Origin of the sequence: Streptomyces sp. HNM0574, from assembly GCF_012726235.1 — a bacterium.
Taxonomy (GTDB): domain Bacteria; phylum Actinomycetota; class Actinomycetes; order Streptomycetales; family Streptomycetaceae; genus Streptomyces.
Map to the genome: position 1 here is coordinate 87,380 of NZ_JAASAH010000016.1, position 14,461 is coordinate 101,840.

Below are 14,461 nucleotides of genomic sequence, written 5' to 3' on the forward strand. Positions count from 1 at the left end.
GTGCAGCGGGAACACATCGTCTGCGACACTTTGTTCTTCCTGAGAACTTACCGAGGAGCTCGCTGAGCCCTCACCGGGCCGGTCCACGCCGCGCCGCGGCCGGCACCGTCGCCGGCCGACCCGTAGGAACGGGCGTGGGCCGGCCCCCTCGTGTGTCCCCGGCAGACCGCCCCGTCCGCTCTGCCTCCCGCATTCCGCCCCGAAAGGTTCCCGCTCCATGCCCCTGGCCTTGCTCGCCCTCGCGATCAGCGCCTTCGGGATCGGCACCACCGAGTTCGTGATGATGGGCCTGATGCCCAACGTCGCCGAGGACCTGGGCACCTCCGTGCCCACTGCCGGACATCTCGTCTCCGCGTACGCCATCGGCGTCGTCATCGGCGCCCCGCTGCTCACCGCGCTCGGCTCGCGCATCCCGCGCCGGCGGATGCTGATCTGGCTGATGTCCCTCTTCGTCGTGGGCAATCTCGCCTCGGCCCTCGCGCCGGGCTTCGGCACCCTCGTCGCCGGACGCGTGCTGGCCGGACTCCCGCACGGCGCCTTCTTCGGCGTCGGCGCCGTCGTCGCGGCGCGGCTCGTGACGGAGGACCGGGCCGGACGTGCCGTGGCCACGATGTTCCTCGGCCTGACGGTGGCCAACATCGTCGGCGTGCCCGTCGGCACCGCGCTCGGCCAGCAGCTGGGCTGGCGCGCGACGTTCCTCGTCGTCACCGCCATCGGCGTCGTCGCCACGATCGCGCTGGCGGCGCTCGTGCCGCGCATCCCGCTGGAGAGGAACAGCGGCGTCAAGCACGAGCTGCGGGCGCTGGGCAACCGTCAGGTGCTGCTCGGGCTGGCCACGGCCGTGTTCGGCTTCGGCGGGGTCTTCGCCGTCTACAGCTACCTGGCCTCGATGATGACCAAGGTCAGCGGCTTCGCGGAGTCCTCGGTGACGCTGGTGCTGGCGCTGTTCGGCGTCGGCATGACGCTCGGCGCGATGATCGCGGGGCCGCTCAGCGACCGTGCCCTGCGGCCGACGGTGTACGGCTCGCTCGCGGCGCTCGCGCTCGCGCTGGTCGTCTTCGGCTTCGCCGTGCACGTGAAGTGGGCGGCGCTGGTCATGGTCGTCGTGCTGGGCGCGGTCGGCTTCATGACGACGACGCCGTTGCAGATGCTGGTGATGCAGAAGGCGCGGAACGCGCCGACGCTGGCCTCCGCCTCCAACCACTCCGCGTTCAACCTCGCCAACGCGGGCGGCGCGTGGCTCGGCGGCGTCGCCATCGCCGCGGGCTGGGGCTGGACCTCTCCGACGCTGGTGGGCGCGGTGCTGGCCGTGATCGGCCTCGCCATCGCGCTGCTGGCCGGTCTGCTGGACCGGCGCCACACGGGGTCCATCTCGCGCGTCGTGGCGCGGGGGGAAGCGGAACGCCGGGAGAGCGTGGACGCGTGACCCTTCGCGGGGGCGGTGCGTCGCGGGGTGCGCCTTGCTGCGCCGGCCACGGGTGCGGGGTGCGGGGCTTCGCCGGGCGCGGCGCCGTCGTGGCCCGGGTTTCGCGCAGTTCCCCGCGCCCCTTTTCGCGGGCCCGCCACGGTGCGGGGTGCCCCGATGTCGTCACCGGAGCACCCCGTCGCCGTGGCTGGTCGCGCAGTTCCCCGCGCCCCTAAAGGCGCGGCCCCCTACGAGGTGGCCGGTTCGCGCCAGCGGTTGGTGATGGGGAGGCGGCGGTCCTTGCCGAAGCCCTTGGCGGAGATCTTCGTGCCCGGCGGGTACTGCCGCCGCTTGTACTCCGCGGTGTCCGTCATCTTCAGCACCCGCGCCACCAGCTCCGGGTCGAAGCCCTGCGCGACGATCTCCGCGCGCCCGCGGTCGTTGTCGACGTACGCCTCCAGCACCGCGTCCAGCACGTCGTAGTCCGGCAGCGAGTCGGTGTCCACCTGGCCGGGGCGCAGCTCGGCGCTCGGCGGCTTGGTGATGGAGTTCTCCGGGATCGGCGGGGTGTGGCCGCGTTCGGCGGCGGCGCGGTTGCGCCACTCCGCGAGCCGGAACACCTGCGTCTTGTACACGTCCTTGATCGGGCCGTACGCGCCGACCGAGTCGCCGTACAGCGTCGAATAGCCGCACGCGAGCTCGGACTTGTTGCCCGGCGCGAGCACGATGTGCCCCTCCTGGTTGGAGATCGCCATCAGCGTGGTGCCGCGCAGCCGGGACTGGAGGTTCTCCTCCGCGAGCCCGGTCAGCCCGAGCGAGCCCATGTACGCGTCGAACATCGGGCCGATCGGGACGGTGCGGTAGTGCAGCCCCGTGCGCTCGGCCAGCTCGGCCGCGTCGCCCTTGGAGTGCTCGGAGGAGTACCGCGAGGGCATCGAGACGCCGTACACGTTGTCCGGGCCGACCGCGTCGCAGGCGATGGCGGCGACGAGCGCCGAGTCGATGCCGCCGGAGAGCCCGATCAGCACCGAGCGGAAGCCGTTCTTCGCGGCGTACGCGCGCAGGCCCACGACGAGCGCGGTGTAGATCTCCTCGTCGTCGTCCAGCCGCGGCGCCTCGCTGCCGGTGACCTCGGGCGGGTACGCGGGCAGCGGCTCCGCCGACAGCACCCGGTGCTCCACCCGCAGCCCGTCGTCGACGGTCCCGGCGGGCGGCTCCGCGGCCGCCTCGGGCAGCTCCAGGTCGACCACGACGCAGCCCTGCTCGAACTGCGGGGCGCGGGCGAGGACTTCGCCCGCCGCGTCCACGATGATCGAGTCGCCGTCGAAGACCAGCTCGTCCTGGCCGCCCGTCATCGCCAGGTACGCGGTGGTGCACCCGGCCTCCTGGGCGCGCTTGCGCACCAGGTCCAGGCGGGTGTCGTCCTTGTCCCGCTCGTACGGGGAGGCGTTCACCGACAGCAGCAGGCCCGCGCCCGCCGTGCGCGCGGCGGGCACCCGGCCGCCGTCCTGCCACAGGTCCTCGCAGATGGCGAGCGCGACGTCGACGCCGTGCACCCGGATCACCGGCAGCGTCTCGCCGGGGAGGAAGTAGCGGAACTCGTCGAAGACGCCGTAGTTCGGCAGGTGGTGCTTGGCGTAGGTGAGCCGCACCTCGCCCTCGTACAGCACGGCGGCGGCGTTCTGCGGGGCCCCGGCGGGCTTGCCGAGGACGGCGGGCGCCTCGTCGACCCGGTCGAGGTAGCCGACGACGACGGGGACCGAGCCGAGCCCCTCGTCGGCCAGGCGCCGGGCCAGGTCGCGCAGTGCGGCCCGGCTGGCCTCGACGAAGGACGAGCGCAGGGCCAGGTCCTCGACGGGGTACCCGGTCAGCATCATTTCGGGGAACGCCACGAGGTGCGCCCCCTGGGCCAGCGAGTGCCGGGTCCAGTGGACGACGGCCTCCGCGTTGCCCGCGAGGTCGCCGACGGTGGAGTCGATCTGGTTCAGAGCGAGACGTAGTTGAGCCACGTCCCCATCGTAATCGTCTCTCTGACGCGATCACCGCCCGGCGGCGGGCCCCCAGAACGCGGGCCCTTCGGCCCGGACGGCCGGGACCTTCGGCGGGCCGGCGGGCCGCCCCGGGGCGGAAGACTGGACGCCGGAGCGGACGGACAGACGGAGAGGGGAGGGCCCGGCATGAGCGCTTCCGCCGACAGCCGCCGGTACGGGATCGTCCGGTACGGCCTCGTCCGGTTCCGGCTCGCCCGCCACCGGCTCGCCCGGCGCCGCTTCGGCACGGCCGCCGCCCTGCTCGTCCTCGCCGCGGCCGCCCTCGCCGCGCTGCTCACCGCCCCGGCGGGCGCGGGCGCCACCGGCCACGCGCCGACGGCCCCGGACACCACCTCGTACGTCACGGTGCGCACCGCCACCGACCCCGACGCCGTCCCCGGAACCGTCACCACCGGAGACGGCCCGGCCGTCCCGGAGACCCGCGCGGTCTCGACCACGCGCTGAGGGGCGCCCCGAACCCGGACCGGAAAAACGGGAAGGATTCGGGGGAGCGGCCCCGGGAGGGAAACGGTGCGGGCCCGCGCGGCGCTGGGAGGAGTGGTGGTCACGGCGGCGGGCCCGGCCGCGGCCCGCGTGGTGTACGCCGCCCGGCCGCGTTCCCGCGCCAGCATCACCTGCGGATTGCGAAGGCGTGAACGGCCGTGCGATTTCGCATGGTTCGCCCTCTTCGCGCTCGCGGTGGCGAGCAACGGACATTGACGTGAACTCGCCACCGCACAGAAGATGCGGGCATGTTGGATGCCCTCGGCCTCGACCTCGTCCAGCAACAGACCTACGAGGCGCTCGTCGACGGAGCGGTGACCGTCGGCGAGTTGCGCTCCACGCTCGGCATGAGCGCCCCCAAGGTGCGCGAAACCCTGGGCGCACTGGAGGAGTTGGGCCTCGTCGGCCGCTATCCGGGCGAACGTCGCGGTGAACAGCGCTACCTGCCTGTCGCGCCGGAGATCGCCTTCGAGTCGCTGCTCCTCGCCCGCGAGGAGGCGATCCACCGCACGCGCCGCCATGTGCAGCTGCTGGCCACGCGGTTCCGCACCAACGCCGCCGGCCGTGACCCGGTCGACCTCGTGGAGATCGTCACCGGCAGGGCGGCCGTCATCCGCCAGGTCGACCAGCTGCAACGCAGCGCACGCCACGAAATCCGCGGCATCGACCGTCCGCCGTACGCCAACAGCGACCCCGACCAGCTCGACCCGAAGACCGGCATGATGCCCGCGCAGGCGCACATGATGCGGCAGGGCATCGGCTACCGGGTCATCTACGACACCGCGGGCCTGGCCAGCCATCAGCGGCTGGACGCGGACATCGGCGCCTGTGCCGAACTCGGCGAGGACGCCCGGGTGATGGCGGACACCCCCACCAAGCTGATGGTCGCCGACGACCGCACCGCGCTGATCCCGCTGCGCGCCGCGCCGCACGAGATGGCCAGCAGTGTCGTCGTCCACCCCTCCGGACTGCTGGACGCGCTCTGCGACTTCTTCGAGGTGCTGTGGGGGCGCGCGCTGCCGCTCTCGGAGTACCTCGGCGGGAAGCCGCAGGGCGCGGCGGACGCGCCGACGAACGACGAGTCGCGGCTGCTCGCGCTGCTGATGACGGGCATGACGGACCAGGTCATGGCCCGTCAACTCGGCATCAGCTACCGCACGTTCCAGCGCCGGCTCAGCTCCCTGATGGGCCGCCTCGGCGCCTCGACGCGCTTCCAGCTGGGCATGCGCGCCGCCAGCCTGGGCTGGGTCTCCGGCTCGGCCGGCGCCCAGCAGGCCCCCGAACCGGCGGCCGAAGGCGACGGGACGGAGCGGCCCGAGGGCGCCTGACGCATGGTCATTCCGCCCCGTACGGGCCGGAGGCGACGGCGCGCGAATCCCGCAAAGGGGGCGCACCGGGCGTTACCGATGCACGGAAATCCTCCTCGAATAACCCCAGTTGACCGTTTCGCCAACGGTCTTGTTCGGGAATCCTCGTTGTGCTGAGCTTCAGCTCGCGCACCCCACAGCGCACTCCCCCACATCGAGGAGGAACCCTCGCAATGGCAGCGACGCGCAAAAAGGCCGTCCTCGGGATATCGGCGGCAGTGGCAGCGGCGGCGATCGGCGCGGCCGGTCTCGCCCTCCCCGCGAACGCAACTCCGCCCACTGGAACAGTCGTCGGAGCGGACTCCGCCAAGGCCGTGAAGGGCAGCTTCATCGTCACGATGAAGAAGTCGGCCGTGAAGGCGTCGTCGGCCGAGGGCAAGGCCCTCGTCAGCAAGTACGACGGCAAGGTGAAGGAAACCTTCACGCACGCGCTCAACGGCTACTCGGCCAAGATGTCGCAGAGCGACGCCGAGAAGCTCGCCGCCGACCCGGCGGTCGACCAGGTGTACGCGAACCAGAAGCACACCATCTCCGGTGAGCAGGCGGACCCCCCGTCCTGGGGCCTGGACCGCATCGACACCCCGGAGCTGAAGCTCGACAAGAAGTACACCTACCCCGACACCGCGGGTGAGGGCGTCAAGGCGTACGTCATCGACACCGGTGTCCGCGTCTCGCACAAGGACTTCGGCGGCCGCGCCAAGGACGGCTTCGACGCCGTCGACGGTGACGAGGAGGCCCAGGACGGCAACGGTCACGGCACGCACGTGGCCAGCACCGTCGCCGGTGAGGCGCACGGTGTCGCCAAGAAGGCGGAGATCGTCGCCGTCCGCGTCCTCGACGACCAGGGCTCCGGCACCACCGAGGGCGTCGTCAAGGGCATCGACTGGGTGACCAAGAACGCCAGCGGCCCGTCCGTGGCCAACATGTCCCTCGGCGGCGGCGCCGACGAGGCGCTCGACAAGGCCGTCCAGGGCTCCATCGAGGCCGGTGTCACCTACGCGGTGGCCGCCGGCAACGAGGGCGCCGACGCCGGCCAGTCCTCTCCCGCCCGCGTGAAGGAGGCCATCACCGTCGGCGCGACCGACAACAAGGACGCCCAGGCGGACTTCTCCAACTACGGCGAGGTCCTGGACATCTACGCCCCCGGCGTGGACATCACCGGCGCCTGGAACACGGACGACAACGCCACGGACACCATCTCCGGCACGTCGATGGCCTCCCCGCACGTCGCGGGCGCGGCAGCCGTGTACCTCTCCGGGCACAAGGACGCCAAGCCGGCCGACGTCGCCAAGGGCCTGACCGACGGCGGCTCCAAGGACGTCGTCGGCAACCCGGGCCAGGGCTCGCCCAACCTGCTGCTGAACGTCGTCGAGTAACACAGGCGAGCAGCACGGCGCGTCGGGACCGGTACGCCGAGCACTGACAGGCACGCGTACCGGCCCGGCGCACCAGCACCACAGCAGACACCGTCCCGCCGCCCCGGCGACGGAACGGCAGCCACCCCCCACATGAGCGGGTCCCACCGGCCGACCCTCCCCGGCCGGCCGGTGGACCCCGCCCCCACACCGCGACCGCGGACCGGCAACCCCACATTGCCGGGCCGCGGTCGCTTGGGTGGGGGGGCTCGGGTCAGAAGCTCGCCGTGCGGTCGACCTCCGTCACCTTGACCTCGAGCTGCTCCGCGCCGGTTCCCTCGGGAACGTTGATCGGGTCCTCACCCGTGGCGCTCTGCCCGGGCTTCACGCCGGTCTCCAGCAGGACGCTCTGCCACACGCGCTTGTCCGTCTTCTCGTTGACCACCTCGTAGGTCACTTCGTAATCGGACTTCTCGCCGGACCTGTTCGTGAACTCATACTCGACGCGTACGTCGGCGACCCCGTATGCGCTGTGGTCGACGAGCTCGAGACGGGTCACGTCGTCCGCCTCGTCCCCTTCCGGTTTCTCCTCCTCCCGTCCGGTGTTCTCCGAGGTGGCCGACGGCGGCTGTGGGGGATCCTCGTCGCCCCCGCCGGTGGCGACGACGCCGATCGCGATGAGGACGACGAGGGCGCCCAGGACGGCCAACAGGGCCGTGCGGAGACGGTGTTGCTTTCGTGGTGGTTCAGGCGGCCGGGGCTGTTCGCCCCACCGCGGGGCGGGACCGCTCATGGCTCCGGTCCTTCTTCCCTGTGCGTGCGAATGGGAGCCGGGAGGGGCTCCTCACCGGTGAGCGGCTATTCGCGGGACGGCCTCCGGGCCATCCGGTAGATGCCGTACGTCACCGCGAGGATGAAGTCCACCGCCACCCAGATCCCGATGACCAGACCCACTCCGATCGTCGTGCCGACGTCGTTCGCGTCCTTGCAGAGCTGGAGGTCGTCGCCGGTGAGACCCCGGCACGCCTCGGGGGTGCCACCGCTGCTCGCGACGGCCCAGATGATCCAGACCAGGAAGAGGACCTGGATCGCGAGGAAGAACCAGAAGAAGACACGGTGCCGCTTCCGCTGAGCGGGCGCTCGCCCTTCCTGCGGCGGAGGTTGTGCCGGTGCCGTATGCGTCTGCCGCGGTGCCTGCTCGGGTGGCGCCTGGTAGCGGTTCTGCGGATACGGCGCCTGGTACGGGGCGGCCTGCGGCGGTGGCTGCTCCTGGTAAGGGCGTTGCCCGTCGGTTGGATGTGATCTCTGGACCGGTTCGCTCGGACCCCACGTCTGTCCGGGAGGAGGATGCGGGTGCCGGGGGTGACGAAGTTTCATGGCTCTGCCCTTCGTTCCCTTCGTGCGCTTGTGACTCCATCGTGCTCCCGAACTCGCACGGACGCCTGTCTGAGGGGCTCGCGTCGGGCGATGGTGAAGCCGGGGCCTCCGCCGGCTCCCGGACGCGGTCCCGGCCGGACGGGCGCGCGCCTCTGTCGGTCGCCGGGCAGGGGGAGTGCTCAACCGGCCGGTGAGTCAGGAGCGTTCACGGACGGAGAGCGTGCGGGGGCGCAGCGTCACGGCAGGCCCGCCCCCACCCCCTCACACCAAGTCCCCCTCCCGCGCCCCGAGTTGACGCCCCCGTGTGTGGACGCCCGCCGTGGTCAGGGCGAGGAGGGTGGCGGTGGCGGTGGCGGTGGTGGTGAGCCAGAAGGGGGCCGTGGGGCCGTGGGTTTCGGCGAGGTGGCCGGAGAGGGTGGTGCCGGCGGCCTGGGCGACGAGGAGGCTGCCGAGGAGGAGACCCATGGCCTCGCCGGTGCGGGAGCGCGGGGCCGCGCGTTCGGTGAGGCCGAAGACGGTGATGATGTGCGGGGCGACGGCCAGGCCGATGAGCCCGGTGGCGACGGTGAGCGCCGTCATAGTGTCCGCGACCGTCAGCGGCAGGGAGAGCAGCAGGAGCGCGCCGGTGGCGAGCCGGAGCCGCTGCGGCAGCGACACCCGCTGCGGGAGCGCGAGCAGCGCGAAGCCGACGACGGCGCTGACGCCGCCCATCAGCCCGTACAGCACTCCCGCCGCGCCGGGGTGGCCGAGCGCGGCCGAGGTGGCCGAGACCCCGGTCTGCACGGAGCCGAACAGCAGCCCCTGCATCGCCATGCTGAGCATCAGCAGCGCGAGCGCGGGGGACGCGAGCGCCGCACGGCCCGGATCGCGGCGACGCGGGAAGCGCTCGCCGGACGTCCCCCTCGTCGCCGTCGGGTGGAGGGCGAAGAGGGTGCCGCAGGTGGTGACGAGGGCGACGGCGAGGAGCATGGGCAGGACGGGGTCGGCGAAGGTGGCGCAGAGGCCGACCAGGGCGGGGCCCGCGGTGAAGTTGATCTCGTCGACGGCGCCCTCCAGCGACAGGATCGCGGGGACGATCCGCCGCTCGTCGCGGTGCCCCTTGACCATGGTCAGCCAGCGGCTGCGGGACAGCGGCGCGATCTGCGGCACGGCCAGTCCGGCGAGCCCCGCGCAGGGGACCTGGAGCCACACCGGTGCGTCGGTGACGGCGGCCGTGACGAGCGCGGCGACCGCGGCCGCGTTGACGAGCACCGCGAGCAGGACGACGGGCCGCTGCCCGCGCCGGTCGGCGAACCGGCCGACGAGCGGGCCGCCCGCGGCCTCGCCCAGGCTCAGCGCCCCCGCGACCAGGCCCGCCTGGGCCGTGCTCCCGCTGGTGTGACCGATGAGCAGCAGGGTGCCGATGGGGCACATGGAGGTGGGGAGCCTGCCGAGGAAGGAGAGCACCAGCAGCCGGGGGCCGAGCAGGTCCAGCACGGTCCGGAGGTTCCCGCTCTTCACCGATGTCCCCCGTGTCCCTCGCGCGCGTCCCGGCGCCAACTCCCGTACGGAGCAGACTGGTTGGCGATTGTGCCCGTACGGCCCGCAGCGTCCCACCCCACACCACCGGACGGCCCGCGGCCCATGGGCCGTTCGTACGGGATCGGGCGGTCCGGGGCCGGACGATCCTGGAGCTTCGGCCACTGGCGGAACGGGGCGGCGCCGCGGGCGGGCCGGACGGTGCCCGTACCGCCCGTTCGGTACGTATGTCCACGTCACGTCCGGTGTGTTCGCCCATGTCACCGGCTGGCGGGGCCCGCACGGCAGCGTAATGTGACGGTAACCGGCCCTCGTGATACTGAGGGCGGAGGGCTGTCCGGGCACATCGGCGAACCGGCCAGTTCGCAGGCCGTCTGACCAGCAAGGATTGGGTGACCATGGACAAGCAGCAGGAATTCGTGCTCCGCACGCTTGAGGAGCGCGACATCCGGTTCGTCCGGCTGTGGTTCACCGATGTGCTGGGCTTCCTCAAGTCCGTCGCCGTGGCCCCGGCCGAGCTGGAGCAGGCCTTCGACGAGGGCATGGGCTTCGACGGGTCGGCGATCGAGGGCTTCGCGCGGGTCTACGAGTCCGACATGATCGCCAAGCCGGACCCGGGCACCTTCCAGATACTGCCGTGGCGGGCCGAGGCCCCGGGCACGGCGCGGATGTTCTGCGACATCCTCATGCCGGACGGATCGCCCTCGTACGCGGACCCGCGCTACGTCCTCAAGCGCAGCCTGGCCAAGGCGTCCGACCAGGGGTTCACCTTCTACACGCACCCCGAGATCGAGTTCTTCCTGCTGAAGAACAAGCCGGTGGACGGCTCCCGTCCGGTGCCGGCCGACTCCTCCGGGTACTTCGACCACACCCCGCAGAACGTCGGCATGGACTTCCGCCGCCAGGCCATCACGATGCTCGAATCGATGGGCATCTCCGTGGAGTTCTCGCACCACGAGGGCGCCCCGGGCCAGCAGGAGATCGACCTGCGGTACGCGGACGCGCTGTCCACCGCCGACAACATCATGACCTTCCGGCTGGTGATGAAGCAGGTCGCGCTGGAGCAGGGCGTGCAGGCGACGTTCATGCCCAAGCCGTTCTCCGAGTACCCGGGTTCGGGCATGCACACCCACCTGTCCCTCTTCGAGGGCGACCGGAACGCCTTCTACGAGTCCGGCTCCGAGTACCAGCTCTCCAAGGTCGGCCGCTCCTTCATCGCCGGGCTGCTCACGCACGCCGGGGAGATCTCCGCCGTCACCAACCAGTGGGTCAACTCGTACAAGCGGATCTGGGGCGGCGCCAACCGCACGGCGGGCGAGGGCGGCGAGTCGCCGTCGTACATCTGCTGGGGCCACAACAACCGCAGCGCCCTGATCCGGGTGCCGATGTACAAGCCGGGCAAGATGGGCTCCACCCGCATCGAGGTCCGCTCGCTCGACTCCGGCGCCAACCCGTACCTCGCGTACGCGCTGCTGCTGGCCGCCGGGCTCAAGGGCATCGAGGAGGGGTACGAGCTGCCCCCGGGCGCCGACGACGACGTGTGGGCGCTGTCCGACTCGGAGCGCCGGGCCATGGGCATCGAGCCGCTGCCGCAGAACCTCGGCGAGGCGATCACGCTGATGGAGCGCAGCGAGCTGGTGGCCGAAACGCTCGGGGAGCACGTGTACGACTTCTTCCTGCGGAACAAGAAGCAGGAGTGGGAGGAGTACCGCTCGGAGGTCACGGCCTTCGAGCTGCGCAAGTCGCTGCCGGTCCTCTAGCCGCTCCGCTGGGCGCACAAGGACAACGGGCAACGCGGGACAGGACGGAGAAGAGGCAGCCGTGGTGCTGGGCGGGCGACGGGACAGTCGGTACGGGCAGTTGCTGCGCCGGGGGTTCACCGAGCCCGCCGCCGCCGAGCGGCTGCTGAACTCGGAGGCGCTGGAGTCGGTCGCGGCCGACGTGACGCTGCTGGACGCGCTCGGCGCCACCGCCGACCCGGACCTGGCCCTCCTCGGCTTCGTCCGGCTGCTGGAGGCGCAGCAGGACGCGGGCCGGTCGGTGCTGCTGGACACCGTCCTGGCCAGCAAGCCGCTGCGGGACCGGCTGCTCGGCGTCCTGGGCGTCTCGGAGGCGCTGGGCGACCACCTCGCGGGGCACCCGGACGACTGGCAGGAACTGGTCCGGTACGAACCGGCCGATCTGCACCCGGGCGTCGAGGAGTTCGAGGCGGCGCTCGGTGACGTCACCGACCCGGACGAGCTGCGGCACGCCTACCGGCGCTGCCTGCTGTCCATCGCGGCCCGCGACGTCTGCGGCACCAGCGACCTCCCGGACACCGCCGCCGAACTCGCCGACCTGGCCACCGCCACCCTCCGCAAGGCCCTCGCCCTCGCCCGGGCCGACACCCCGGAGGACGCGGCCGTGTGCCGGCTGGCCGTCGTCGCGATGGGCAAGTGCGGTGGCAGGGAACTGAATTACGTCTCGGACGTCGACGTCATCTACGTCGCCGAGCCCGCCGGACTCCAGGAGGAGGACGTCGCGCTGCGGGCCGCGACCCGGCTCGCCGCGCACATGATGCGCATCTGCTCCGACACCACGGCCGAGGGCACCATCTGGCCCGTCGACGCCAACCTCCGCCCCGAGGGCCGGAACGGCCCGCTGGTGCGCACCCTCAGCAGCCACCTCGCGTACTACCAGCGCTGGGCCAAGACCTGGGAGTTCCAGGCCCTGTTGAAGGCGCGCCCGGTCGCCGGGGACCTGGCGCTCGGCGAGGAGTACGTCGCCGCCGTCGCCCCGATGGTGTGGCAGGCGGCCGACCGGGAGAACTTCGTCACCGACGTGCAGCAGATGCGCCGCCGCGTCGTCGAGAACATCCCGGCCGCGCAGGTCGACCGCGAGCTGAAGCTCGGGCCCGGCGGGCTGCGGGACGCCGAATTCGCCGTCCAGCTCCTCCAGTTGGTGCACGGCCGCACCGACGCCGGCCTCCGCAGCCCCACCACCCTGGACGCGCTGGGCGAACTCGCCGCGGGCGGCTACGTCGGCCGCCAGGACGCGGCCGCGCTCGACGCCTCGTACCGCTTCCTGCGCACCATGGAGCACCGCATCCAGCTCCACAAGCTGCGCCGCACCCACCTGATGCCGGACACCGAGGCCGACCAGCGCCGGCTCGGCCGCTCGCTCGGCTTCCGCACCGAACCCGTCGCCGAGCTGCAGAAGTCCTGGCGGCGGCACGCCTCGGCGGTGCGGCGGCTGCACGAGAAGCTGTTCTACCGCCCGCTGCTGGACGCCGTGGCCCAGCTCGACGTCGGCGAGGTCCGGCTCTCGCCCTCGGCGGCGCGGCAGCGCCTGGAGGCCCTCGGCTACGCCGACCCCGGCTCGGCCCTGCGCCACCTGGAGGCGCTGGCCAGCGGCGTCAGCCGGAAGGCGGCCATCCAGCGGACGCTGCTGCCCGTCCTGCTCGGCTGGTTCGCGGACTCGGCCGACCCGGACGCCGGCCTCCTCGGCTTCCGCAAGGTGTCCGACGCGCTCGGCAAGACCCCCTGGTACCTGCGGCTGCTGCGGGACGAGGGCGCCGCCGCCGAGAACCTCGCCCGCGTCCTGTCCGCCGGACGCTTCGCCCCCGACCTGCTGCTGCGCGCGCCCGAGGCGGTCGCGCTGCTCGGCGACGAGGGCGGACTGCGGCCCCGCAGCCGCGAGGCGCTGCTGACCGAGGTGCTCTCCGCGGTCGGCCGCGCCGACGGGCCCGAGCAGGCCGTCGCCGCCGCCCGCGGGGTGCGGCGCCGGGAGCTGTTCCGTACCGCCGCGGGCGACATCGTCGGCGCGTACGGCACGGAGGAGGCGCCCAGCGAGGACCCCTCGGCCGCCGTCGACCGGGTCGGCTCCGCGCTGACCGACCTGAACGCGGTGACGATCGCGGGCGCGCTGCGCGCCGCCGTCCGCGCCGAATGGGGCGACGAGGCGCCGGTACGGTTCGCCGTCATCGGCATGGGCCGGTTCGGCGGACGGGAGCTCAACTACGGTTCGGACGCCGACCTCCTCTTCGTGCACGAGGCCCGCGAGGGCGTCAGCGAACACGAGGCGGGCAAGGCCGCGTTCGCCATCGCCACCGAGATGCGCCGCCTGCTCCAGCTGCCCACCTCCGACCCGCCGCTGGAGATCGACGCCGACCTGCGCCCCGAGGGCAAGAACGGCGCCCTCGCCCGCTCCCTCTCCTCGTACGCCGCCTACTACGCGCGCTGGTCCTCGGTGTGGGAGAGCCAGGCGCTGCTGCGCGCCGAACCCGTCGCCGGGGACGCGGACCTGGGCGCCCGCTTCATCGAGCTGATCGACCCGCTGCGCTACCCGGCGGGCGGCCCGGACGACGACGCGCTGCGCGAGATCCGCCGCCTCAAGGCCCGCATGGAGGGCGAACGGCTGCCGCGCGGCGCCGACCCGACCACCCATGTGAAGCTCGGCCGCGGCGGCCTCTCCGACGTCGAGTGGACGGTCCAGCTGATCCAGCTGCGGCACGCGGCCGAGGAGCCCCGGCTGCGCACCACCCGCACCCGGGAGGCGCTGACCGCCGCGCGGGAGGCGGGCCTGCTGGAGGCGGAGGACGCCGAAGTCCTCGACGAGGCCTGGCTGTTGGCGACCCGGGTGCGGAACGCGGTGATGCTGGTACGCGGCCGGGCCGGGGACACCTTCCCGTCCGACTTCCGCGAACTCGGCGCCGTGGGCCGCTACCTGGGCTACGGGCCCGGCACGGTCGGCGACATGCTGGAGGACTACCGCCGCACCACCCGCCGCGCCCGCGCCGTCATGGAGCGCCTCTTCTACGGGGCCGAGGAGTAGGCCGCGGGGCGGGTGATCGTTCCGCTTCCCCGATCGGCCGGACCGGTATTCAATTGCCCGGCCCAGCGCGTGGCGGACATGGCTGATCGCCGG

At 72.7% G+C, this 14,461-nt stretch carries 10 protein-coding genes; 6 read left to right on the forward strand and 4 right to left on the reverse strand.

Annotated features, from left to right (window positions below; all coding sequences use genetic code 11):
• Positions 1-217: 217 nt before the first annotated feature.
• Positions 218-1,426: an MFS transporter gene (locus tag HCC30_RS23435; RefSeq protein WP_169444732.1), complete on the forward strand. Its 1,209-nt coding sequence runs from the start codon at positions 218-220 to the stop codon at positions 1,424-1,426.
• 227 nt (positions 1,427-1,653) lie between these two features.
• Here HCC30_RS23435 and HCC30_RS23440 read toward each other — a convergent pair whose 3' ends face one another.
• Positions 1,654-3,414, reverse strand: coding sequence for an NAD+ synthase (locus tag HCC30_RS23440; protein ID WP_169444733.1), 1,761 nt, complete (start codon positions 3,412-3,414; stop codon positions 1,654-1,656).
• A gap of 168 nt (positions 3,415-3,582) precedes the next feature.
• Here HCC30_RS23440 and HCC30_RS23445 point away from each other — a divergent pair, with 168 nt between their 5' ends.
• The 3 genes from HCC30_RS23445 to HCC30_RS23455 all read left to right on the forward strand — a co-directional run bounded on the left by HCC30_RS23445 (position 3,583) and on the right by HCC30_RS23455 (position 6,682).
• Complete coding sequence (locus tag HCC30_RS23445) at positions 3,583-3,900, forward strand: hypothetical protein (RefSeq protein ID WP_169444734.1); 318 nt, start codon at positions 3,583-3,585, stop codon at positions 3,898-3,900.
• A 287-nt stretch (positions 3,901-4,187) separates the two neighbouring features.
• Positions 4,188-5,267, forward strand: coding sequence for a helix-turn-helix domain-containing protein (locus tag HCC30_RS23450; RefSeq protein WP_169444735.1), 1,080 nt, complete (start codon positions 4,188-4,190; stop codon positions 5,265-5,267).
• Positions 5,268-5,479: 212 nt separating this feature from the next.
• Positions 5,480-6,682, forward strand: a complete 1,203-nt coding sequence (locus HCC30_RS23455) for a S8 family peptidase (RefSeq protein WP_169444736.1) — start codon at positions 5,480-5,482, stop codon at positions 6,680-6,682.
• Between the two features lie 253 nt (positions 6,683-6,935).
• Here the strand turns inward: HCC30_RS23455 and HCC30_RS23460 are convergent, their stop codons facing one another.
• The 3 genes from HCC30_RS23460 to HCC30_RS23470 all read right to left on the reverse strand — a co-directional run bounded on the left by HCC30_RS23460 (position 6,936) and on the right by HCC30_RS23470 (position 9,514).
• Positions 6,936-7,454 carry a hypothetical protein gene (locus HCC30_RS23460; RefSeq protein WP_169444737.1) on the reverse strand — a complete coding sequence of 173 codons (519 nt, stop codon included), beginning with the start codon at positions 7,452-7,454 and terminating at the stop codon, positions 6,936-6,938.
• Positions 7,455-7,519: 65 nt separating this feature from the next.
• Entirely contained in the window at positions 7,520-8,038 is a 519-nt protein-coding gene (locus HCC30_RS28305; protein WP_206324222.1) for a hypothetical protein, read from the reverse strand.
• Positions 8,039-8,299: 261 nt separating this feature from the next.
• A complete protein-coding gene (locus tag HCC30_RS23470; RefSeq protein WP_169444738.1) occupies positions 8,300-9,514 on the reverse strand; it encodes an MFS transporter in 1,215 nt (404 codons plus the stop codon).
• Between the two features lie 440 nt (positions 9,515-9,954).
• On the opposite strand from HCC30_RS23470, the gene HCC30_RS23475 reads away from it, so the two are divergent.
• Both HCC30_RS23475 and HCC30_RS23480 read left to right on the forward strand, forming a co-directional pair.
• Positions 9,955-11,316: a glutamine synthetase family protein gene (locus HCC30_RS23475; RefSeq protein ID WP_169444739.1), complete on the forward strand. Its 1,362-nt coding sequence runs from the start codon at positions 9,955-9,957 to the stop codon at positions 11,314-11,316.
• Positions 11,317-11,377: 61 nt separating this feature from the next.
• A complete protein-coding gene (locus tag HCC30_RS23480; RefSeq protein ID WP_169444740.1) occupies positions 11,378-14,368 on the forward strand; it encodes a bifunctional [glutamine synthetase] adenylyltransferase/[glutamine synthetase]-adenylyl-L-tyrosine phosphorylase in 2,991 nt (996 codons plus the stop codon).
• The last annotated feature ends 93 nt before the right edge of the window (positions 14,369-14,461 follow it).

Excerpts from the sequence above, each read along its gene's own strand:
- HCC30_RS23435 (WP_169444732.1), top strand. The coding sequence starts at position 218 with ATGCCCCTGGCCTTGCTCGCCCTCGCGATCAGCGCCTTCGGGATCGGC.
- HCC30_RS23460 (WP_169444737.1), bottom strand. The coding sequence starts at position 7,454 with ATGAGCGGTCCCGCCCCGCGGTGGGGCGAACAGCCCCGGCCGCCTGAA.
- HCC30_RS28305 (WP_206324222.1), bottom strand. The coding sequence starts at position 8,038 with ATGAAACTTCGTCACCCCCGGCACCCGCATCCTCCTCCCGGACAGACG.
- HCC30_RS23475 (WP_169444739.1), top strand. The coding sequence starts at position 9,955 with ATGGACAAGCAGCAGGAATTCGTGCTCCGCACGCTTGAGGAGCGCGAC.
- HCC30_RS23455 (WP_169444736.1), top strand. The coding sequence starts at position 5,480 with ATGGCAGCGACGCGCAAAAAGGCCGTCCTCGGGATATCGGCGGCAGTG.
- HCC30_RS23445 (WP_169444734.1), top strand. The coding sequence starts at position 3,583 with ATGAGCGCTTCCGCCGACAGCCGCCGGTACGGGATCGTCCGGTACGGC.
- HCC30_RS23450 (WP_169444735.1), top strand. The coding sequence starts at position 4,188 with ATGTTGGATGCCCTCGGCCTCGACCTCGTCCAGCAACAGACCTACGAG.